Source organism: Chryseobacterium sp. NG-CE01, assembly GCF_055695505.1.
Genome location: NZ_CM146369.1, coordinates 3,573,230 through 3,596,389 on the forward strand (window position 1 = coordinate 3,573,230; position 23,160 = coordinate 3,596,389).

General features: G+C 38.6%; 20 protein-coding genes. 5 read left to right on the forward strand and 15 right to left on the reverse strand.

Annotation, left to right across the window (positions count from 1 at the left end; translation table 11 throughout):
- Nucleotides 1-119 precede the first annotated feature (119 nt).
- The 3 genes from ACYT6F_RS16490 (at nt 120) to ACYT6F_RS16500 (ending at nt 3,332) form a co-directional block, all read left to right on the forward strand.
- Entirely contained in the window at nt 120-1,844 is a 1,725-nt protein-coding gene (locus ACYT6F_RS16490; protein WP_472598718.1) for an FAD/NAD(P)-binding protein, read from the forward strand.
- A gap of 197 nt (nt 1,845-2,041) precedes the next feature.
- Nucleotides 2,042-2,722, forward strand: a complete 681-nt coding sequence (locus ACYT6F_RS16495) for a type 1 glutamine amidotransferase domain-containing protein (protein ID WP_472598719.1) — start codon at nt 2,042-2,044, stop codon at nt 2,720-2,722.
- A gap of 172 nt (nt 2,723-2,894) precedes the next feature.
- Nucleotides 2,895-3,332, forward strand: a complete 438-nt coding sequence (locus ACYT6F_RS16500; protein ID WP_472598720.1) for a DUF1440 domain-containing protein — start codon at nt 2,895-2,897, stop codon at nt 3,330-3,332.
- A 61-nt stretch (nt 3,333-3,393) separates the two neighbouring features.
- On the opposite strand, the gene ACYT6F_RS16505 is transcribed toward ACYT6F_RS16500, so the two are convergent.
- Complete coding sequence (locus ACYT6F_RS16505; protein ID WP_472598721.1) at nt 3,394-4,089, reverse strand: DUF1826 domain-containing protein; 696 nt, start codon at nt 4,087-4,089, stop codon at nt 3,394-3,396.
- A 168-nt stretch (nt 4,090-4,257) separates the two neighbouring features.
- On the opposite strand from ACYT6F_RS16505, the gene ACYT6F_RS16510 reads away from it, so the two are divergent.
- Entirely contained in the window at nt 4,258-5,103 is an 846-nt protein-coding gene (locus tag ACYT6F_RS16510) for a transporter (protein WP_472598722.1), read from the forward strand.
- Nucleotides 5,104-5,289: 186 nt separating this feature from the next.
- On the opposite strand, the gene ACYT6F_RS16515 is transcribed toward ACYT6F_RS16510, so the two are convergent.
- From ACYT6F_RS16515 to ACYT6F_RS16530, 4 genes are all read right to left on the reverse strand, one after another.
- Entirely contained in the window at nt 5,290-5,424 is a 135-nt protein-coding gene (locus tag ACYT6F_RS16515) for a hypothetical protein (RefSeq protein WP_472598723.1), read from the reverse strand.
- Nucleotides 5,388-5,759 carry a LytR/AlgR family response regulator transcription factor gene (locus tag ACYT6F_RS16520; RefSeq protein WP_472601131.1) on the reverse strand — a complete coding sequence of 124 codons (372 nt, stop codon included), beginning with the start codon at nt 5,757-5,759 and terminating at the stop codon, nt 5,388-5,390. Before ACYT6F_RS16520 ends, ACYT6F_RS16515 begins: the two co-directional genes overlap by 37 nt.
- Before the next feature lie 187 nt (nt 5,760-5,946).
- On the reverse strand, nt 5,947-7,932 hold the full coding sequence (locus ACYT6F_RS16525) for an alkyl/aryl-sulfatase (RefSeq protein WP_472598724.1): 1,986 nt from the start codon (nt 7,930-7,932) through the stop codon (nt 5,947-5,949).
- A 29-nt stretch (nt 7,933-7,961) separates the two neighbouring features.
- Nucleotides 7,962-8,921: a transporter gene (locus ACYT6F_RS16530; RefSeq protein ID WP_472598725.1), complete on the reverse strand. Its 960-nt coding sequence runs from the start codon at nt 8,919-8,921 to the stop codon at nt 7,962-7,964.
- Between the two features lie 200 nt (nt 8,922-9,121).
- Here ACYT6F_RS16530 and ACYT6F_RS16535 point away from each other — a divergent pair, with 200 nt between their 5' ends.
- Nucleotides 9,122-9,343 carry a hypothetical protein gene (locus ACYT6F_RS16535; RefSeq protein WP_472598726.1) on the forward strand — a complete coding sequence of 74 codons (222 nt, stop codon included), beginning with the start codon at nt 9,122-9,124 and terminating at the stop codon, nt 9,341-9,343.
- A gap of 165 nt (nt 9,344-9,508) precedes the next feature.
- Here the strand turns inward: ACYT6F_RS16535 and ACYT6F_RS16540 are convergent, their stop codons facing one another.
- From ACYT6F_RS16540 to ACYT6F_RS16585, 10 genes are all read right to left on the reverse strand, one after another.
- Entirely contained in the window at nt 9,509-10,579 is a 1,071-nt protein-coding gene (locus ACYT6F_RS16540; RefSeq protein ID WP_472598727.1) for a glycosyltransferase family 4 protein, read from the reverse strand.
- Nucleotides 10,576-11,811 carry a DUF1972 domain-containing protein gene (locus ACYT6F_RS16545; RefSeq protein WP_472598728.1) on the reverse strand — a complete coding sequence of 412 codons (1,236 nt, stop codon included), beginning with the start codon at nt 11,809-11,811 and terminating at the stop codon, nt 10,576-10,578. Before ACYT6F_RS16545 ends, ACYT6F_RS16540 begins: the two co-directional genes overlap by 4 nt.
- Nucleotides 11,812-11,942: 131 nt before the next feature.
- The gene (locus ACYT6F_RS16550) at nt 11,943-13,049 is read right to left on the reverse strand and encodes a glycosyltransferase family 4 protein (RefSeq protein WP_472598729.1); all 1,107 of its coding nucleotides are present in this window, start codon (nt 13,047-13,049) and stop codon (nt 11,943-11,945) included.
- Nucleotides 13,027-14,259: a glycosyltransferase family 4 protein gene (locus ACYT6F_RS16555; RefSeq protein WP_472598730.1), complete on the reverse strand. Its 1,233-nt coding sequence runs from the start codon at nt 14,257-14,259 to the stop codon at nt 13,027-13,029. Before ACYT6F_RS16555 ends, ACYT6F_RS16550 begins: the two co-directional genes overlap by 23 nt.
- Complete coding sequence (locus ACYT6F_RS16560; protein WP_472598731.1) at nt 14,207-14,947, reverse strand: acyltransferase; 741 nt, start codon at nt 14,945-14,947, stop codon at nt 14,207-14,209. The genes ACYT6F_RS16555 and ACYT6F_RS16560 overlap by 53 nt, the downstream gene beginning before the upstream one ends.
- Entirely contained in the window at nt 14,944-17,250 is a 2,307-nt protein-coding gene (locus ACYT6F_RS16565) for a hypothetical protein (protein WP_472598732.1), read from the reverse strand. The genes ACYT6F_RS16560 and ACYT6F_RS16565 overlap by 4 nt, the downstream gene beginning before the upstream one ends.
- 118 nt (nt 17,251-17,368) lie before the next feature.
- Nucleotides 17,369-18,676: an O-antigen ligase family protein gene (locus ACYT6F_RS16570; protein WP_472598733.1), complete on the reverse strand. Its 1,308-nt coding sequence runs from the start codon at nt 18,674-18,676 to the stop codon at nt 17,369-17,371.
- A gap of 1 nt (nt 18,677) precedes the next feature.
- Nucleotides 18,678-19,793 (reverse strand): glycosyltransferase family 4 protein, encoded by a 1,116-nt coding sequence (locus tag ACYT6F_RS16575; protein WP_472598734.1) that lies wholly within the window; start codon nt 19,791-19,793, stop codon nt 18,678-18,680.
- Nucleotides 19,784-21,010, reverse strand: a complete 1,227-nt coding sequence (locus ACYT6F_RS16580; RefSeq protein ID WP_472598735.1) for a lipopolysaccharide biosynthesis protein — start codon at nt 21,008-21,010, stop codon at nt 19,784-19,786. Before ACYT6F_RS16580 ends, ACYT6F_RS16575 begins: the two co-directional genes overlap by 10 nt.
- Nucleotides 21,007-23,154, reverse strand: coding sequence for a GumC family protein (locus ACYT6F_RS16585; RefSeq protein ID WP_472598736.1), 2,148 nt, complete (start codon nt 23,152-23,154; stop codon nt 21,007-21,009). The genes ACYT6F_RS16580 and ACYT6F_RS16585 overlap by 4 nt, the downstream gene beginning before the upstream one ends.
- Nucleotides 23,155-23,160 lie beyond the last annotated feature (6 nt).

Here is a 23,160-nt window from a genome sequence, read left to right on the forward strand (position 1 = left end):
TGTACTGGCATACGCTTTGAATACCCAATTATGACTGCAAATAAAAAAACAGGTTCAATAGTGTTTACTGTTGAACAGTTTTTATATAAGCGAAATTACTGCAAAACAGAAGTATAGATATGGAAAAAATCGACAGTATCGGTATTGTCGGAGGCGGTCCGGCTGCATTATTTACAGTTAAGCATCTCATCTCCGAAAATATATATCCCCGGACATTATATATCTTTGAAAAAAGTACAAGAATTGGCACAGGAATGCCCTACAGCCGTGAAGGCGCTGCTAAAGAGCATGTTGCTAATGTTTCTGCCAATGAGCTTCCCGAGCTGCCGGAAACTTTTTCATCCTTTATTCACAGAAAACCTTATCCACATCATCCGGATTTCTCCGATTATCGGGATATCAATGAATATAAGGTAATCCCAAGACTTATATTGGGGGATTATCTTGAAGAACAGTTCAGAATACTTTTGAATACTGCCAGAAAATCAGGAGTTGTGGTAAAAGTTTTCACGGAAACAAAAGTTACGGATATTCGCAAGAAGAACGGCTTTTTTGAAATAGTTACAGAAAGCGGGCAGTATGAATGCTCAACAGCAATACTATGCACCGGACATCATTGGCCCAAAACCCATGAAGGACATACAAAAGGCTGGTATGATTCACCTTATCCTCCATCGAAGTTCTCTGCGTCTACCAATTTCCCGGTTGCCATACGCGGGACTTCTCTTACCGCTGTTGATGCCATCAAAACACTGGCACGGCTTAACGGGACATTTAGCGAGAAGAATGATGAAATAGTCTATCAATTAAATGAAAACAGCAGTAATTTTTCGCTCACCTTATTTTCAAAAAGAGGTTATCTGCCTGCATTACGTTTTCATTCTGAAGGAAGCGCTTTTTCTGAAGGCTGGATAATGTCGCAGGAAGAAATCTACGAATACAAAGAGAAAAATGGTGGTTTTATAGATCTTAATTATGTTTTCGAACGCAACTTCAAACAGCCTCTCCGCAAGAAAAATGAAAAATTTTACAATGAAATTAAAGATCTCACCATTGAGCAGTTTGTAGAAAAAATGCTTAGTATACGGGAAGAACTGGACAGTTTCGGACTTTTTAAAGCCGAATATGAGGAAGCGCAGAAATCAATTGAGAGACATCAGACCATCGCATGGAAAGAGACGCTTTCGGCATTCAGCTATGCGATTAATTATCCGGCGAAGCATTTTTCTGCAGAAGATATGATCAGGATGAGAACAACTTTACTTCCGCTTATTTCGGTAATTATTGCTTCACTTCCGCAATCTTCGTACAGGGAAATTATTGCTTTATACAATAATGGACTCATAAGCCTTATAAGTGTGGATGATGAAAGCCATGTAGAACCTCATCCGGAAGAAGGAGCGGTCTATCATTATACCGATCATCATACAGGAGATAAAAAATCTGATCATTACCAAATGTATATTGATGCCATCGGGCAGCAGCCGGTACAGTTTAATGACATTCCTTTCAGGACGTTAAGAGAAGAAGGACTCATCAGCTCCGGATATCTTAAGTTTAAAGATACAAATGCGGGTAAAATTCAGTTTGACGAAGATAACAGAAAAATTCTCAAAGCAGATTCTGGGAACTATTATCTGCGTGTTGACGGATTAAATATCAATGATTATTTTCAGGCACTGGATTATTACGGAAAGGCTACGGAAAATCTTTTTATTATGGCTGTTCCATATATTGCAGGCCTCAATCCCGATTATTCCGGTCTCGATTTCTGTGATACCGCAGGAAAGAGAGTGGCTGCTTCATTAAAAACCGATACTATTGCCGATAAAATAGTTTCTTAAATAATTTCAAAAGTTTTTTAGCTTACAGAAGTTAATAAAAAATAAAATATTCCCTTTTATGTATCTATTCATTGCATACCACATTTTTTATCAATTTATCCTTCATTGGCAATAAAGTTGTACGGTAATATGTCTGAACAGTATACTTTAACTGAAACATTTCTTTTAAGAAAAACAATTACACAAAAAATAATACAATGAAAGTACTATTCGTAGTTACCTCCCATGACGAACTGGGAAATACAGGTAAAAAAACAGGATTCTGGGTAGAAGAATTTGCAGCTCCGTATTACTTGCTGAAAGATGCGGGATTTGAAATAACCGTAGCAACACCAAAAGGCGGGCAGGCCCCTATTGATCCTAAAAGTGAAGATCCGGATACGCAGACACCCGCTACAAAGCGCTATTATCAGGATGACGAAGTACAAAATATCATCGCCAATACGGAGAAACTGAGTGAGCAGAAAGCTGCTGATTTTGACGCTGTTTTTTATCCGGGAGGCCACGGCCCGCTTTGGGATCTTGCTTATGACAAAGATTCCCAGCAATTGATTCTTGATTTTTACAACAATCAAAAACCTGTAGCAGCAGTTTGTCATGCCCCGGGTGTTTTCAAAAATATAATGCTCGAAAACGGCGAGCCGTTTGTTAAGGGTAAAAATGTCACGGGTTTTTCAAATACCGAGGAGGCAGCTGTACAATTAACGGACGTTGTGCCTTTTCTTGTTGAAGATGAGCTTAAAAAATCCGGCGGACAATATACTAAAACCGATGACTGGGGCGTACATGTTGTACAGGACGGCCTGCTGATTACGGGACAAAATCCAGCTTCGTCAGAAGGTGCAGCAGAAAAATTAATGTCTGTTCTGAAGAAATAAATTTTTTGACTTTTTTAATAATATAAAATTCGGGCGGCCGTAAAACGGCCGCCCGAATTTCTATCCACAGGAAAACGATTTAAAATTATACCGATGAATACCATAAACTTTTATAACAGGAATTGCCGTCGGATTAGTGGCGTCATTCATAAAAACTCTTGCAGAACCGCCTTTGCAAAAAATCGCAGAAAAACAATTTCCGCCTAATGATGATGATCTCAAACTTCGTGGAGCAGACGTAACTCATCAGCCGGAAAATATGCCTCCGGCAGTTTTAGCAAAGAAGGTGTATGCCAAGATCACCCACAAAGAGCTTTCTCATACTGAAACATTACAGTCGATGAAAATAATCCATTATACTTTGGGTACTTTGATTGGTGTAAGTTATGTGACATTAGCAAATAAAAGCAACTTCTTTAAGGCTGGCGAAGGTATCGCAGCAGGAGCAGCAGTGTGGGCATTAACCCACGGCTCTACGCTTCCGGCCCTGAAACTGCAGGGAAAAGTTCCTGAAATGCCGAAGTCCTGGTGGGTTTGGGAATTCGGTTCTCATATTATTTTCGGAATAGCGATGGAGCAAACCAGAAAAGTAGTAAATAAACTTTTTTAGCCTATCACACGTAGTTACGAGCAACCGAAATCAGATTAAATTTAATAAGTATTTTCGCTTCCTAACAAATCAGCAGAAGCCTATACTCTCCTTCTCTCTCTTGCGGAGCCCTATGAATGCATGGTAAAACTTTCTGTCCCGGATGCTCTACCGCAAGTCTCCACAGGTTACCTTTGCCTAAATTAACAGGTATTGCATTCGCATTTGCGGTGTAATGGAGATCGAAATAGTTGTCTCTGAGGAAGGATTCAAATTCTGTATCGGGACCGTCATGTAATTTTTTAAGTTTTTCACGAATTTCAGGAATGAGAATTTTCCGGGTACACTGGTCATTAGATACAAGTTCGCTCGCTGCTCCGTAATAAGTGCATAAAAAAGTAGAGGTTTCTATAGGGGAACGATCTGCATGGAACGAATAAACATCGGTAGAAATAAAGTCGAATTCTTCGTCACGTTCATAGTTTTTTAATAAATTAAGGGAAGGCGCTGCCCCGAATTCTGAAAGCATCTGCATATCGAGGATAATCATTTCCCGTGCTGCATTTCCTTGTTCAGACAGATCAAGAGCTAAAAGATCCGCAATGGAAACTTCTGTGATATTATCTTTTAACGTAAGTTTAGATACAATCTCCTGAAAATCTCCGTCTAATATTCTGTTCCAGCAAATCGCATTCAAGCTCCCGTGAAATGCTGTTTTTACAAGCTCCGGAAATGAGGAGACCACACTGATATGATCATTTTCAGAAAAATTGTTCATGAATAAACGTATATTTCAACCATATGCAAAAATAGGAACTTTACATACATTTTAACAAGCTATACTTTCGGTAATTTAATTTTAAATAATAAACGGCTACCATTTCATACCACATCTCAGGTTAATGAAAGTAATTAGTATGCAATTTGCAATAGTCTTTAAAAAACGATGACTTACAATCACAGCTTCCGGGTATTGGTTTTATCTGCATTCTTATTTTCTTTTGCCTGCGCTGCACAACAGGAGAATGAAAAAAAATACTCATTATTTAATCCTGTTCCGAAAGCGCTTATGCGGGAAATGAATACCGACCGTCCGGATGTCACCGAATCACCTTATACGGTAGATGCAGGTCACATTCAATATGAGACAGATGCAGTAAGGTTTAAAAGAGAAGAGTCTGAATTAAATAAAACACAAACCATACTGATCAATCAGGCTAATGTAAAGATAGGAATTACAGGTTCTACGGCCATACAAATAGGTTTTCAAAGTTACGGGATACAGAAAGAAACTGAAAAAAGTTCCGGAAATATCTCGAAGACCCAAGGTTTCGGAGACATCACATTCCGTATAAAACAGAACATCACCGGCAACGATAAAGGTAATTTTGTAATGGCGGTCCTTCCCTATGCTAAAATTCCTTCATCGCAGTATGATGATGAAAGCCGGTTTGAGTATGGTCTTATCGTCCCTATGCTTTATAAATTTGCCGGAGAGTGGAATTTAGGATTCCAGCTAGAAGTAGACCGGCTGAAGGATCAGGATCTGCCGCAAATGCATACTGAACTTCTTCAAACCCTTACCATCAGCCATCCATTAACCAAAAATATTGACGGAATTGCAGAAACGTATTATACTTATGACTTTAAAGCACATCAGTTTGCCAACTATATTAATGCTGCCGTTCAAATGGAAGTAGCAAAAAATTTTAAAATCGATGCCGGACTTAATTACGGTCTGCAGCACCATGCAGAAAGACATTATTTTATAGGCTTCTCGTACCGGCATTAGATTGCTGATGTAAAAGATAAGCCTCAATTACTTGGATTGAGGCTTAATTCGTAATTTTAATTGAAAACTAATTTTTTAGTAATGCTATCCAGTTTCTATCTTTTTCGGAAAGATCTGTTTTGCACTAAAAACTTAGAGCTGCTGGGTTCTGCATATTCCGCTAATGCATATCATTCCGCTGGGGCATTAGGGAATTCCAACATCTTTAAGGTTATTTGCAATCATCATTTTGGTTTTATCGTTCATATAAAAAACGGTATAGTTGGCATCTGCTTCACAACGGATTATATCTGCGATATCAATGGTTTTAAATCCCTGCATCGTAGGAAGATTAATTTTGCTTTTTGCGACAGCATTAGCAGCACGAGATCTGTTTTCTTTATGACTTCCAACGTTTTTGTTACCGCAGCAACAAAATCTAGTACGTTAGCAGGCTTAAGAATGTAATCTGTTGCCCCGTAGCGTATGGCCTGAATCGCAAAGTGATCATACGCGGTGATGAAAATAATCTGTGATGAAAAATTACGAAGTTTTGACAGCAGATCAAAAGCATCATCATCCGTTAACTGAACATCCAGAAAAACAATATCCGGTGTTTCCCTCGTAAATTTCAATAAGGCGTCTTTTACACATTCTGACAGAAATGTGACTTGAATTTCCGGGAATTCATTTTTTTAATAAAAGAGAGATGTATTCTCTTCCAGTATGTTCATCATCAATAATGCACGCATGAATTTTTCTCATTTTGACAAAACATCGGTGATAATATAAACATTGAAGGCCTTAATCCACTAACGATAAGTATTTTAATTTTATTTTGAAATAATTTGATTTTTAAATCCGCTAAGGTTCAACAATATTAAACCACGCATCAAAATTATCGATATGCTCAATAAATTGGATAAAAGCGTCTGCATTTCCTTCAACTTTTATTTTTCCGTTTTTAATATAGTCAGCGGCTTTGGCGTTATTCCCTGCAGTGAGTAGTGCCAGATCATTCCTGCTTACGGCAACCGTTGCAGTCACATCGTTAGTAAGGAAGCTGCCGATTCTTGGGGTCACCATTCCGTTTCTTACGATAAGTGCCACTTTTTCATTTTTATCGGTGAGCGCAATATTAAAATTATATTGGTCTGTATAATATTCTGTTCCTTTGTAGCGCATGGCCAGATAATCAAAGAATAATTCGGAAGACATTCCGTTGATCAAATCTTTGCTGGCTGTTCCGCCGCGTGCTGTCATTTTTTTACCATATCTAAGTTCTGATGCTCCGGTGAGGTAGAAATTGCGCCATGGCCCGGATTCCGCCATATAGCCTAACTGTTCATACGCATCGGCCAGCAGGTCTTTGGCTTTCTGATTTTTGCTTCCTGATAAAACAACATGTTTTAAAACCTCGGCAACCCATCGGTATTCTCCTTTGTCATATGATTTTTTTGCCTGCTGGAGTACGTTTTCTTCTCCTCCCATAAATTCTACATATTTAACCCCTGCTTCAGCCGGAGGCAGTGGATTTAAATTGGAAGGATTGCCGTCAAACCACCCGAAATACAATTGATACTGCGCTTTTACATCATGATTTACAGAACCGTAATAACCGCGGTTATAAAACTGCTTATCGAGCGCTTCGGGAAGCTTCAGCATTTCAGCAATTTCGGTAGGATTATACCCCTGATTGGCAAGCCTCAAGGTCTGATCATGAATAAACCTGTACATATCCCGCTGGTTTTCCCAAAAGGTAACGATATTGCTGTTTCCCCACACCGGCCAGTGGTGAGAACCGAAAGAAACTTCTACTCTGTCTCCGAATTTCTGAATACTTTTATCAATATAGCTGCTCCATTTTAAGCCGTTTCTCACCTGGGCACCTCGTAAGGTATATAAGTTGTGAAGGGTATGTGAAATGTTTTCGGCCTGACAAAAAGCTTTAAATTCCGGGAAATAAAACATCATCTCCGCCGGGGCCTCCGATTCCGGAGTGTAAATAAAATCTATGGTAACGCCGTCAATTACTCTAGTTTCACCGTCTTGTTTTGAAATAATATCCGTAGGTTCCAGAATTCCCGTGCTTCCTTTGGCAGTGGTGGTTCCTAATCCCGATCCCAGACTGCCCGCAGCATTTTTAGGCAAAAGATTTCCGTACATATAGGCCGCTCTCCTGCTCATTGCATTTCCGCCCATTACATTTTCACTGATGGAATGTTCAAAAAAACCGTCGGGAGCATACACTTTAATCGCTCCGCTTTTAATATCTTTTTCGTTAATGAATGCCCTCATTCCCCCGAAATGATCGATATGACTGTGTGTGAGCAGAACCGCTTTTACAGGGAAATCCCCTATATTTTTTTTCACAAGTTCCATTCCTGCCAGGGCTGTTTCTTCCACGGTGAGCGGATCGATAACAATCCATCCCGTTTTTCCTTTTATGAGAGTCATATTGGCAAGATCAAATCCCCTGATCTGATAAATATTTTCGGCTACTTTAAAAAGACCGTTGATGGCATTCAGCCTGCTTTGCCGCCATAAACTCGGATTGGCTGTTGACGGTGCTTCCGCATTCAGAAAGTCAAATATTTTAGTACTGTAGGAAGTATTTCCGTTGGCATCTTTAATTTCTCCTGTGGGAAGAGTGGCCATTAATCCTTTTTGGGCATTTTCGAAATCCGTATTGTCATTGAAGGGTAAATAATCTTTTAAAGCATTATTATTTTTCTGAGTGTAGCTGCTTGCAGGTTTACTATCTGCTGATGATTTGTTCTGAGCTTTATATAACGAGATATTGCCAATCAGTACCGATGTACCGAGCAAAAGAGTGGATACTTTTTTCATAATTTAAAAATATTTTGTTGAGGTGTTTTTTACTTTTTGTCCTGAAGTTCCTTAAGGGTTTTATCCATTCCTCCTCCAAATACATAAGAGTATTTAAGGGCATAAATAGAACCGTTTGGCGAATTTTCGTCTCCGGCTGCATTGGTGATAAAGCTTACGCCGATTTTATGATGAACACTCGGAGAGTAATTCATGGAACCCCCTAAACCCAGAACAGTCTGGGAATCATTTTGTGCAATGCCGTTCTTTTTGGTTTCGCCTCCCTTTCTTCCCGCCGCATCAAAGGAAACCCAGATTTTATCATTGATATTGTAAACACTGTGAAATGTAAGGCTGTAAAAAGGTTTCTGCGACACAGACGATGCGGGCTGTTCCAACACCGTAGACGGAAGTTTATTATTGGTGGTAAAAAACTTGGCCGCTGCGTATACTTCCAGATCAAATTTACTGACAGGAATGCTGACCGCCAATTCAGGTTTAAATTGCCACCGGTTTCCGGAGGGATTCAGCAGCTTTTCACTTGAAAAACTTCCTGTAGGAGCAGTTGTTGCAAGAGACCAGGCGAATACGGTTTCTTTAGGGGTCTGCAGATATTCTCCGAATGCCATCGGTTTTCCGCCGATAATATTGGAGCCGATTACAAAGATCATATCTCCCAATCCCGAGCTGTTAGCTTTGGTTCCGAAAAAATTGGCATTGATGTCTACATAAGGCAATACAACCTGTATACCAGCAGTTTTGTTAAAAAGATTAAAGAAAGTGGCGTACCGCAGATACATGATGGTAGCGTCAATGTCCACATCTTTATTCGGTAAGGTGATATCTCCGTCAATAGTGGAATTGGTAGACTGCCTTCCGTAAGAAAACTGGAGCATATTCATCCCTAACGGATAATTCTGATAAATTTTTGCCTCGGTAGCCTGCTGAGCAAATACCTGGCCGGTAAAAAACAAAGCAAAAACTGAAAACGTTAAAGTTTTAACTTTCATAATATTTTATTTGTGTGGTATCTATAAAGGTAATGAAAATTTTAAAATTTATAAAATTATTTAAAATAAATCATTATTAATATTAATTTACTATCGATTCAATAAAGCAAGTATTTCCTGTGAGAAATGTAAATAAGGGATGTTACATACTAATTGCATACAATTTGCTCCATCTGTTAAACAACCAAACACACTATATTATGCAATTTATTGATTTTAAAAAAGAACATTTTAAAGAGGATGAAGAAACAAACGATTTCGTGATCGAAATCTCTAAGGACGAAATCGGATTCGGAGAAATCAGGGTACAGGAAAGAAAGGATGATGAAATATATGAAGATGCAGATTATGAAATAACAGATAATCCCGTAAAGGTTACTATAAGAATGAAGAAACCTGCCGATATAAGGGTTAATTTTTAAAATGAACAAATGCTCCGGAGAAACTCTGGAGCATTTTTCAAAACTAATAAAACATGAAAAACTACTATCTTAACTAATAAAATTTACTATAAAACCCGAGGATCTGCGTTACAAAGCACTTACAAGTATATGTAGCACAGATGGGGACCCTCGGGAAGTTTTCCATCACTTAGTGTTTTCAAGCTCTTTAACCTTAGTTTTCCATACTGTAAAAAAATTAAGGATCTTAATGCATTTAAATATACCTGCAAAAACCATAAATGAAATAAGAAAGGTGTATACAGAATAGCTTTCCAGAAAGCGATACTGAACCACAAGTATGATCATATTCATGATGATGAAAAGCAGCGTAATTTTTTTATGTGATATTCCCAGCTGCAAAAGATAATGATGAATATGAGATTTATCTGCCTTAAAAGGTGATTTACCCCGCAAAACCCGGTCTGCATATACTCTCAGAGAATCGATCATCGGAATTGTAAACACGAATAACAGAAAAAACAGTCCATAGGGGAAACCTGAAGCAGGATGATCGAATTTCGTAATATAAATCCCAATTGACACCAGAAAATACCCTAAGAATAAAGATCCCGAATTTCCCAGGAAAACCTTTTTCTTTTTTGAAAAATTATATCTGAGGAATGCAGCAATACCTCCTATAAATAACATCACAAGCTTCATTAAACCGTAATTGTTTTGGATAACAGTAATCGCTAAAAGCATTATGAAGCCAATTCCGGCAACGCTTCCTGCAAGCCCGTCTACCCCATCAATAAGATTGAAAGCATTCACCGCAGCTGCAATTACCAAAACCGTAATTATGTATTGAGCATATACATTCAGTTCATAGATTCCTAAAAAGCCATACAAAGAACTGATCCTGACTCCTGAAGAGGCAATAATGATACTTACACAAATCTGGATTCCCAGCTTGTATATGGCTTTAATATCTGTTTTATCATCAAGAGTTCCTACAAGAAGCATTACATAAGATGTTATAATAATCGGTAAAATTTCATTTACATCCTTCACACTGCTCAGCCCTGCAAGTGATGCCACGATGACTCCTATCGCCAGGCCCCCGATAAGCGGAATGGCGTTCTGATGTACCTTTCGTGCATTGGGTACATCAACCAGCCTGCATTTCTGGGCAATAATTGTCATCAGCGGAATGATGCAGATCGATAAGGTGAAGGCAAGCACCCCATAAACTGTAAGTTCTGTGAAGGTTTTCATAATGTTGTATTTTTAAATCCGCTTTTAGTATTGTTAAACAGCTGTATATTCTGGAGATGATTCACATTATATTTTTCAAGCAGCTTTCTGTTGAGCCTTGAAATTTCGGGATATACCCTCTTCTTCCTGGTAACAGAGAAACTTTCTTCAATCACACGGCTGTATTTTTCAGCGACGGTTTTCCAGATATATTTATCTTTTGCTATCTTTTTCATTTTTACCGCGCAGTTGCGCAGTTCTTTTTTTGTAACTGTTTTGAGCAGGTTTTTCAGCTCTTCCTCATTGGAAAAATAAAAAGCCTGGTCGCCGGTGGTAGTTCTGTTATATGAAACTCCGTAGCTGATGACAGGCAGTCCCAAAAACATTGCTTCTACGAGGGAAGGATTGGTACCTCCCGCCGAATGCCCGTGAATATAGAGGGAAGCATTACCCCGGATAATATCCAAAGTATTCTGGTCATAAATAGGATCAAGAATACAGATATTTTCAAAACCGGAAAATTTTTTCTTCAGCTCTTTTCCATAGGAGCTGTTTTCCCAGTTTCCTATTACAGCAAGGTAATGTTCAGGGCTTTCACTAAAAACTTTTAAAATTGTATGAACGTTATTTTCAGGCTCTATACGGCACACTTTTACCGCATAATGCTTTGATAAAAAAGGATAGTTTTTCAGATCCTCCGCATCAGGAGCAGCATTTAGTCTGGTATGATCCGCACCGTATTCAATCACCCTGCTGATCGTCTCATACCGTAAAGAAGTATAATCCTGAATCGACTCATTATCCGAGATATCAATGTGGGAATATTTTACGGCAAGATTTTCTGCCCACCACAGGTATAATTTTGCAGCCAGAGGCCATTTGTCTCTTTTCCATTCAATACCGTCGATGGAGATTATTATTTTTTTATTGGTAAATAATCTTACAAAAGGTAAGAGCCATGCGCCTGCAACACCAAGGATAAGCAAAACATCACTGCAGCGTAATGCATGAAGAATAGACCAGCTGTCATAAAAGATACTTTGAATTCCGTTTGCTTCCAACGGGATATATTTAAGCTTACTTCCTTTCCATGTTTCTTTTCTTTCTTCTCTGCTGTATTTTTTTGAGGAGCAGTACACCGTAAAATCATATACATCAGAGAGTTCTTCTACAAGGTGAGCCGTAAGGGTTTCGAATCCGCCATATCTGGCAGGAAGGCCAACAGTTCCGATAATGGCTACTTTAGTTTTCATACTATTTTATATTTTTATAAGGGCAGTACTAACAGTATTCCAAATTAAATTTAATACTTAAATCATTGATTTACAATTAATTAAATTTAATAAATCAAATACCTTAATTCCAATTTCCGGAAAAAAATTCATTAATTGGAAATCATCTGTACAGAGGTTTCTTCAAAATAAGATTCTGAAAACAACAGGCTTTTCTGATACGCCGATTCACTGAAGGACCGGTATATTTCTTCGTTGCACATCAGATAATGAATTTTCCCGGAAAGCTCATATACATCGGCAGAATTAATAAGGAAACCGTTTTTATTTTCATTCACCAATTCTGTTATCCCTCCGACCGGGGGAACGATCGCCGGAAGCCGGTACCGCATCCCTTCCAGAATCGTCAGCCCGAAAGTTTCTACCCATTGCTCCGGACGGGAAAGGTTGACAATAATGCTTGCCTCACGGTAAAAAGAATGCGTATCTGTCTGGGTAGGGTATATTTTGAGATGGCTCGGTATCATTCTATCTTTAAAGTAAGCATCAATTTCTTTCTGTGAAGCATTCAGCACGAGCTTAAAAATATACGTACTGTTTATCTCTGCCAGCTTTACGAATTCATCGACTCCTTTATAAGATTTAAGAGAACAGATCATCAAAATAATGGGATCTGTTTTCCCCCGAATTGTATGGATATATGATTTATCTGCCTTTTCAGCAAATTCGCGTTCCAAGACATTGTAAAGGAGCACCTGATTTTTTACAAGCGGTTCCTTTTTCATGAGATAATCTGAAACAAAGACTCCTTTTGAAGCCGTTAATCTTGCAATTCCAAACAGAAAACTTTTAAAAACTTGTGGTTTTACGGAAGTTTCATGAATGTGGTAAATTATTTTGCAGCCCCGCAGCTTACCGGCAAGAGCAGCCCCAAAAGGAAGCACGGTATTAATGTAGATAGTATCTCCCCTTCTCAAAAAGAACAGAAGCCTGATCGTAAGAAAAAGCTGACTGATAAAAAAGTTACAGATCTTTATCAGCGGGTTCTGAGAAAACCGGTACCAAATAAGATGACGGGTTACAGCAGGCAAATCTGATAAAAAGCCTCGGCTCCCGCCGGAAGTAAATAAGTGAGCTTCTATGTTTTTTCCTGTCCAGGTTTTTAAAAGCTGCATTAATACCTTCGGACTTCCGCTATAATCATTTAGTAAATGGATGGCAACAACTCTGTTCATGTCACATACGGTTATAAATTTCATTAAGATGTTCTCCCCTTTTATTCCAGGAAAACCTTTCAACATAATGTTTTCTGGCTCCCAGACTTAATTTTTTCCTGAGGGGTTTATCCAGAAACAGCCTTACCAGAGCAAGGCTCAATTCTTCTATTGTTTTTTTATAATTCTGCTGCGGAACGACAACGCCGCAGCTGTTATTTATAAATTCTCCGGGGCCTTCGTTTTGAAGGCAAATTACCGGCAGTCCGAAACACAGAGCTTCCGGAACTACCATTCCGGCACCTTCGTGGGAAGGAAAAAGAAATACCGAAGCTCTTTCATAAAGTTTCATCAGCTCCCTGCGGTCGATCCAGTCTATGATTTCTATGAAATCATTCATACCGCTTTGTCGGATAAGGTTTTCGTAGAGTGCTTTCTGATCACCTGCACCTACCAGAATAAGCCTGCATTGCGCTTTATCCTTATCCTGAAGCTGATCGATAAATGCTATAAATGACCGTATCGTCAAATCAAAACCTTTTAAAGGCACAAATCTTCCAACGCTTATTGCTGTAAAGCCGGATTTCAGACCAATCTCCTGATTCTGCTTAAAATCTTCGGCTGCCACAGATGGATACAAGGAGTAAGAATTTTCTGTAAGATTCAGCTTTTGGGGAACGCTTGTATTCATGCACCAGATATGTCCGGAGTGTTTGATGGTGTTTTTTAATGAAGATGAAAATTTCCAGAAAAAATTTTTCACTATCCACGTAAGCCGGTCTTTTAAAAAATATGTTTTTGAATACATATTTAAATATTCCCTCGGAATCAGCGGATGATGTCCCACAGGTCCCCAGACCATCGGTTTCTGGAGTTTCCAGAGAAAGCTTGGGGTCCAGTCGTTATGAAAATTCACATTGTGGGTAATATCGAATTCCAGTTTCTGTTTTTTGATAAAAGAAACAATACCTTTCTGCCATAAATAATAGTACAGTAGCGCTCCTCTGCTGCCTTTTTTCCAGAATCTCATCCAATAAGGAAGATCAAAATAGAGAAAAGTGATATTCCTGTAAATGCCATCGGGATGTTCTGCAATATATTTTTCAATAGCAGTCCTGTTATTTTCCCTCGTAATGGCAATCACTTTCCGGAATCTGGCAATCTGGCAGACAAAATTCCAGCCCATCGCATCTTCTGATCCCTTATACGGATTTACGGCATAGCAGCTCGCCAGTATAGTCTGATTCGTTTTCATAATTTCTTGTTTTTATGAGTTTTGCAGGAACTCCTGCGATGATACTGTTGTTCGGAAATGATTTTGTAATGACACTTCCTGCCGCAAGAATGCATCCGTCGCCGATTTCCACACCGTCCAGAATGGTAACCTTGCTTCCAATCCAGCAGTTTTTTCCTATTTTAATTCCTTTGCGCGTTACTCCCTGATGCCGAATAGAAATATCAATATTTTCATAATTGTGATTTTCCGGATGACAGCTTAAGTATTGTCCGGCAATGCATTCATCGCCGATTTCCAATCCTCCGGCGCCACCGAGATAAGCAAACTCACCTATTCCTACATTATTTCCTATTTTGATCTGCTCACCGGTATTGCTGATGGAAGTGGATACAATAATCCGGCTGAAAGCACCAATCGAAACATTATTACCAAATTCCACCCCTCCTTTTCCCAGTGCCGAAATGTAAACGTCATTTCCCAATCTCAGAAATCTTCCCCACTTTATTTTGGAAAGGTTAAAAAACCCAACTCTTTTTCCCAAAAGCATTCCCTTGGAATTTCTGAAGAAAAGAACAACTCGTAACCCGCGAAGCATGCTCCATAGCTGGACCCAGATTATCCGGATTACCACACCCGAATTCAGTTCAGCATCAATCGTGAAAGCAGGATTCCTCATTCTTATAATGTTCTCGATAAATGTTCTCATCTGGCTGTAATTATGCTGTTCATAATGATTTCTAAGGTGGAAGTAAGATCGTTATTCTCTATAGCAATATATTTTACATTGTCATTTTGCTTACCCAGTTTTGAAAACAAGTTATTATACTCTGCAGTGAGAAAACAGACCGATTTGTAGGAAAGTTCCTTTTTTCTGCTAAGTATTTTTTCGGGCGCCGCGTAAAGAAAGAAGTTGAATTCAGGTTTCATTAAGAAAAAATATCCGCTCTCGGTAACCACTTTGGGAATACTGATATTGCTTCTTCTGGCATCTGCAATGAAATCAAAGTAATACCGGTCATATAAAACGATTTTACCACGCATTACATATTTCAGATAGATGATAAACTGCCCTATAATATAATCGGTGTAATAATAGCAGAACCTCAGAAAGGAAGACATTTTGTTTTTATTGTTTCCCTGTCTTGGCAATGAGCTTACTACATCAAGATGTGCCTTTTCCTTACCTTTTGTCCATACACTCAGAATCGGCAGCAAAGAAGGTCTGTGTCTTAAAATTTTCACCGGTCTGCGGTACCGTTTTTCAATAAGATCTGAAATTTCAGAAATAACTGTTGATTTTCCGGCACCGTCAACACCGCTGAAGGTCATTACAAATCCTCTTTCGGAGAAAGTGTCTCTGATATATGTAAATGTGTTTTTTAAAAAAGATATTCTTTGTTTCGCCTGCATTTTCAATTCTTTAATATGTTCTGCAATTTTTATATGTTTGTGTTCCGCAATATTTCTTTCAACAAAATCTTTGTATCGCTCCGGTACTTCACTGCCGTTGAGAGTATAGAAGTAATGCAGGTATTTTGCGGTATCGGCATCACAGACGGTCTTTATCCCGAATGTATTGGTTACCGAACGTCTGATCATTTTCCCGGCTTTCATAAATACTAAGCCTTTCCACTGAATTTTCCGGATCAGGTCAAGATTAAGAATCTGTTTATCATTCGTAATAATTCTTACTCTGTACATGAATGATTTTTTTGAAATAACCACCCGGTCCGCGAGGCTGTTTTTCTTAAGAAACCGAATTAAATTTTCAGCATCCTGAGAGGACATCACCATATCAATATCAGAGTTAAGACTCAGCTTTTCCGGCTCCTGACCGTGATACTTCAAAACAGCATACGGAACGGGGTGGATAGAATCAAAAATATCCATAATAAGCAGTTCCCTTTCCGTGTACACTTCCTTTGCAAAAAGGTTCACGGCTTCCGTCCAGGTTTCAAGCAGCCAGTGGATCTGCAGATGCCATTCTTTCTGAACAGCATAAATCCCGAGGTATGTTAAGATGTTGGTGATGAGGTAAAATTTCAGATAATAATGTAATTTCTCCTCACTAAACTGAAAAGTCAGTCTGTTCTTTTGTTTTATTTCTTTCAGAATAGCACTCCAAGGTTTCCGTTCAATCAGAATTCCGTTCTGAATAATAAAATGAAAGAAATCAAATCCTTTTGGTTTTTCGCAGGAAGCCAGCTCCCAATCGTAAACAGAGAGTCTGTTACTTTGGACGTAGCAGTTCCAGGGAGTAAAATCCCCGTGAGAAAAAGAAAGAGTGATCGATTCTTTTTCATCGATTTTTTCCAAAAGCGTATTCAGTTTACGAATCAGGTTCGGCGGTATTCTTTCGTCTTGTAATGTATTTAGATTTTTCTTCAGCATCTGAAAATATTCCCAGTCTGATATGGTGCAACGGCGCTGATACCTCTGTGTAATTCCCTGTACTGCTTTCGCATGAATCCTTCCGAATGTGTTCTGGCGGTGTCCGTTTTTAGAAATATCACGGGTTTGTAAGATATTTCCGTTAAGAAATATGGTTTTCGGGACAGAAAAAGAGTGGCTGCCGGAAGCAAATCGTATATTCGCGATCTCATTTATAAGCAGATCTTTCGCTGTTTCTGTGCAGGCAATTTTATAAAAGCTTCCTCCGGTATACAATAGTGCCTTGTTATTGGGGCCAGCTGTTCCGGTAAAGATTGCCCATTCACCTTTAATGTTGAAAACAGGCTTTCCTTCAATCTTATAATATAATGTCTCTTTTTTAAAAATGAATTTCTGCAAACCCAGCTCGAATATCAGTTTTACCGCTAAAGCATATAATTTCGCCTTTGATGTAGATGCATTATAAAATTTTAAAAATAATGGCTTTTTTGATTTTGAATTCCAAAACCAACGTAAGGAACCGTCTGCATTTCTGATGTAGGAAAAAGATATTTTTAAACTTTCAGGTTCTTGTGTCGTGTACAATTTATATCCTGTATTTTTAAATAAAGCTTTCATAAAACTCTTACTTTTATTTAAAGGATAATAAATACGCTGCCAAAAATATAAAACACTGACTTACATTGTTTTAAATAAAAACAAAAGCATACCTTCTTTCCAGATTCTGGAATAAAGTCTAATTTTTAAACTGCACTTGCGGCCTCAGATCTGGTCTTTTCTTCTCCAAAATTATTCGCTGAAGACGTGTGAGATGATTATTATTGCGGAATGCAATTGAAAAAATAATGATCTGATAGAATAATATTCCATAGTTGCTTTCTCCGAAAACCCCGAATTCGGTAAAGGAATTAATGATAATGGGAATCAGGATGCCAATCAGCATAAGCTTAAGTTCTTTTTGCGCCGACAGTATTGATTTAACGGTGAAAAAAACCTGAAAAAGAACAATTGTGAAGCCTATAAAACCCAGATTCATCAACACCTGCATAAATGTATTGTGGGTCATTTTCCCGGGGTAAGTATGTGCACTCTGAAAAAATTCTTTGTAATCAATTCTCATAAAACCGAATCCCAGCAGCGGTTCTCGTGGTAAACCCTCTGTAATAAGAGCTTTCCAGAAAGGCAGCCTTCCGGTAAGGCTCATTACCTCTTCCAGTCTGGACTGGTCTCCGCCTTTCAGGATAACAGTATAAACTGCAAAAGGCGCTACTGCAAGAACAACGGCAATAATGCCCAGCTTCAGGGTCTTTCTTTTGGTCTGGTTTACATGAAAAAATATAATAAGGAGCACCCCGATAAGCGAAGACCTTGATCCTGTCATATACAGTGCATATAAAATAATCAGTATTTTGATGATGGTCCATATTTTATTTTTAAATCGGTAAAGGTCGAAAATAAGGCATGCAGAGCCTACTCCGGCGAGCATTCCCAGCTCGTTGGGGTTCATTAAAGTACCTCCGAGGCGGGCTTCTTCTCCTCCGTCCGTAAGCCGGAAAAAAACATCAGGAGTCACCCACATCCCAATCACAAAAACCAGCTGCAATACAAAAACCGTATTTCCTAAAAGATGATACAAGCGGATGGAATGTCCCTCAAAATACACATCAAGTATTGCCAGACTCTTGACAAAGAAATAAGCAAAAACGAAGCTCTGGAAGGTCATAAACCATTGCAAAGCACTGAACCCGGGGTTGGTGCTCCAGGAAAAAGAGATGAAACCCAGAATTAAATAGGCAATGTACAAAACAGGGGAAAAAATATTTTTATAACTTAAAGAATTGATGCTTCCGTAGTTAATGATATTCCAATAAACCATAATGGACGAGAACATTACACCCATTCGGCCGACTACTTTAATGGCCCTGGTAATGGAAACGTTCTCGCTCCACGTAAAAAAACACGCCACCATAAGCAGCAGAATAATAAAAAGCTGATTATTAAGCTTTTTAAGAAAGCGATAATGTTCCGGAGCGGTTGCTGTCATTTTATATACAGTAAAGGTTCTTGTTCATTTCATAAATAATATTGTCCCAGTCAAAAGCTTCGTCTACCATTTTTACGGCATGGAAACTCATCAGTTTGTAATCTTCCCGGTTTCTGAAGATGTTATACATTCTTATAAATGCCTGGGTGAGAAGTTCTGAATCGGGAAATGCAATGCTGATCCCCGAATTGTATTTTTCTATAAGATGTCCTACGTTGGTATTTCTGGTCACAATGCAAGGTTTTCCGAAAGCGGCGGCTTCTATGACAGATACCGGAAGTCCCTCATTTCTTGAAGGATGCAGAAAAATATCCATTTTGCGGATCAGATCATTTTTTTCATCACCAAACTTACTTCCCATCAGCTCTACTTTATGTCCTATCTGGTACTTCCTGACGTGATGATGAAGTTGATTCCGGCCTGCACCATCGCCGATAATCCATAGTACGGATTCCGGGTATTGTCCGGAAAAAGCTGCAAAACTTTCAATAAGGAGATCCAGCCCTTTTGTATAGATATCCAGTCTTCCTACAAATCCGAAAACAGCAGGTCCTTCCGTAGAAATTTTATTGGGATCCGGCTTTATTTTTTCAAATCCGTAATTGATCAAAACCGCTTTGTCAGTGCGTTGAAGTGTTTGAAGTCCTTCGACTTCGCTTTCTCCGATGCAGTGAATTTTTTCAGCGTTGATGATTACTTTGTTTTCAAACCACTTAAAATACATTTTTTTCAGAAGCCTGCTCTTATTCATTGCAACAGCGTTGTATGCACCATGAGGCGTGATCACATATCTGCGCTTGTGTTTTTTCAAAAACCTGCTTAATGAGGAAAATACGGGTATCCATCCGCCGTGAAGATGGAAAACGGTATCCTGATCACTTTGAAGGATTTCTTTTTTTAAACCCTCAGGAATAGAAAATGGATTTTTCCTTCTTTTAAAAATTTTTGTTGTAAAAATTCTATCAGGATAATTGATTTCTGTGCTTTCCGAGATTCCCCAGACTTCAGTTTTCAGAGCCTTTGCAGCTTGTTTTGAAGCAATATTATACACGACTTTGTTGACCCCGTTCATTTTTTCGGGATTCGCTTTTCCTAGTATAAGATGTACTATGCCCATAGCGATATCTTTTTTTTATTGAGAAGGATTTTCCAGTAAGCAGTCATCAGAATCTGATTCATGGCAAGTCCGCCAACAGCTCCGTACAACCCTCCGAATTGTAATAAAAAATGAAAACTGAGCAGAGAAAAAACGAAGGAAATACAATATCCTGTAAAAAATGCTTTGTTCTGCTCAAGGACCCTGATTGAAATGCGGGTCGGATAGCTGTAAATAATCAGAAGATACAACATGGCAACGAGTTTCACAACAAATCCGTACTGACGGTATTTTTCACCGCCAAGTAGTGTGATAAGCGGCTGTGAAAAAAGGAAAAACAATGAAATGACAACCCCTAAAACCAACATCCACTGTACCATATTTTTAAATAGTTTCTTTCTTATGGATTTATCATCCTGATAATACAGCCTGGCCGTTTTGGGAATATAATAGTTTTCTACCGTCTGCAAAATGATATTAATGACTCCGAAGAATGACTGAACCAGCCGCATCGCCCCCAAAGCACTGACCCCAAGATACATACCTGCGGCCAGTGTAAAGAAATTTGATGAAAACCACTGTAGAAGCGATGCACTTACGAGCCATTTCCCTGCAGTCCAGTGATACTGCCAGAGGACAGAATTTTTAAGACTGAAATTAGCATTTCTGATTACATACCATAACCCCGGCACAGAGGCCAGAAAGTTTACCAATCCTATAACGATTAAGCTTTCGCCGAATGTAAGGTTCCCATCCATTATAAGTACAGGGAAGACAAGTATGAAAACACTGTCAATGAGCAGCACGAGTTTAATCCTGTCCATTATCAGTAAAACTTTTCTCAGGAAATCCTGTAAGATATAAGCTGCTGCAAAAATGATAATGGAAAAAATATGATGTTGAAGAACTTTAAAAAAGGAAACGGGTAAAAATTTAGCCGAAAATATAAGCAATGCAAAAATCAATATCAAAATCATTGCCGCCTGAAGTACAAAACCCAGAGATTTTTTACCGAATTCTTTTGCTGCCAGAATCTGAAACGGCTGTACAATAATCGCGTTACAAACAGCTACCAAAAGATAGGTCAGCAGAAGAACCGACGAAAAAAAACCAAAGTCGGAAATGCTTAGCTTCCTGGCCAGAAGAAACGCCAGAAGAAAATTGGATCCGCTGAAAATAAACTGGTCGGTAAACACAAGAAACGAGTGTTTTTGTATTATTTTAAAGATGTTTTTCATGATCTGAATTTTTTCAGCATTCTTATAATTGTTGTCATAAGGCTCGGATTATACCTTTCTTTATTAAGAACGAACCACAGATTATTTAGCTTGTATTCATCTTTTAAGAGTTCCACATTCATGATATTATGTGCCGCAGTTTTACGGCTGTCCAGCAGAAAAATATTCTGATCTGCAAGCTTCAGAAAAAGCAAAGGAAGTTTACCCTGTTTTACAGCCTGGTTGTTGATGATGCAGAGCTCTTTATCTTCCATGCTCCGGCGGAGCAAATCTTCCATTTCATGAGCCGTATGCTGAAGGTATTCTCCTGCAGAAAAGTTAATATAGTGCTCCCCGATTTTGCCTTCTAATGTTCCGGCCACATCGGCTACAAAGATCTTCCTTGACTGAGCTTTTAAGGCGCTGATTATATGTTCTGCGTGGAACTTATGCTGTGAAGCATCATCATAGGAAGTAAGACAGATGATATTTTTTTCCTGAAGAATGCCTTTGAGATCCATCTCCAGAATATTCTCAAGGAAATGATGCATTACCTGCTCTTTATTTTTGATAAAAGGAGTCGAAAACGCAATAGGAATGGAGCTGCTTTTTTCAATGGTGTAGATATCATTTACTTTAGCTTTGGCAAAGTGAACGCCGTAAATTAATACAATTGAACCAATCATCCCGACAATTGCGGCAACAATAATGATAATAGAACGCATAGGAGATACCGGATGATCCGGAAGTTCTCCCCTGGTGATAATTTTATGGAAAGAAATCTTCGCAGATTTAGCAATTTCCGCATCTATCCTTTTCTCATTGAGGAAATTATAGTTTTTTTCATACAGATTAAATTCCCTGTTCATGATGTTGAGCAATTTTTCCTTTTCCGGAAGACCTACGAAAGCCTGTTCGGCAGTATTAATATCCCGGTCAAGGTCATTATATTTAATCTGGAGGTTATTTTCGGTATTTTTAATGCTTTCAATCTGGTAATCGGTAAGATCTTTTATTTTGGCGTCAACGGTCTTTACTTTTTCATGCTCGGGAGTATACGTGAGCAGAAGTTCCTTTTTCTCGGCCTGGAGCTGTTTTATATTTTTGACCATTTCCGTAGAAAGAAGATCGTTGAATGCCTCAAAGTTCGTTGCCAGATCAGGAAAGTTATCTTTTCCGTTTTCGATATAACTGTTAAGATTTTTTATCGCATCAAGGTTCATTTTAATATTGCTTTTCTGAATTTTCAGCTGTGCAATTTTTCTGAGATCTGTTTCCGTTTCCTGCGGAATATTGATGATGTTCTTTTGATCTCTGTAATTCTCGATGCGGTTTTCGGCATCCGAAAGTTTGTGGTTGGCCTGTCCGATTTCCTCTTTCAGAAAGTCTACCGTGGTATTGGCTGCGCGGTATTTGTTTTCGATATAGTCTTCAATATAGGTTTCAGCCAGTGTATTCACAAAGCGTGATGCTTTTTCCGGGACGTTGCTTTTAAAATTGATCCTGATAACGGGAACATCTTTATCAACCGCAACAATATCCAGATCTTTATTGATTTTATCTAAAAGTTTTTCTCTGCTGAGAAACTCAAACTCATAATGGTCGATAATTTTCGCATCAGGTTTTGCTGCCAGATAACTTTCATTTTTAGACAGTACTATTTTTCCGCCTTTAATGGTTATAGGGATATTAAAGGTTCCTTTTATTTCTTTTGAAGAACCTGGTTGTAGTAAAGTATAATGATTTTGGGATGTAATAACCAGCTGAAATCTTTTATCATAGTTTTTGTTATCGTTAAAAGTTGCTTCTGCCTTAATAGGAGAATCATTGAATAGTTCTACGGAACGCACTTTCCCCTTTCGGTATATTTCTGTAGAAAAGGGAAGTTTTTCAATTGTTTTCTCAATTAAGGAAGTAGACTTCAGTACCTCAATTTCAGTGCTTATTTTATTAGCTGATGCAAAGACATCAAAATCTTTAAAAAGATTGGCACTGGGAACTCCTTCCTGAGTGTCTGCAAGTTTCAGTTTCGCAGTACTTTCGTACATCGGGGTGACATAGTTGAGATATTTTTTTGCACACAGTACGGAGATTACCATTACAGCAATCACAATGGGAAGCCCTCTTAACAGAGGTCTTAAAAATCTTACATTCTCGTTGTTCATGGTATT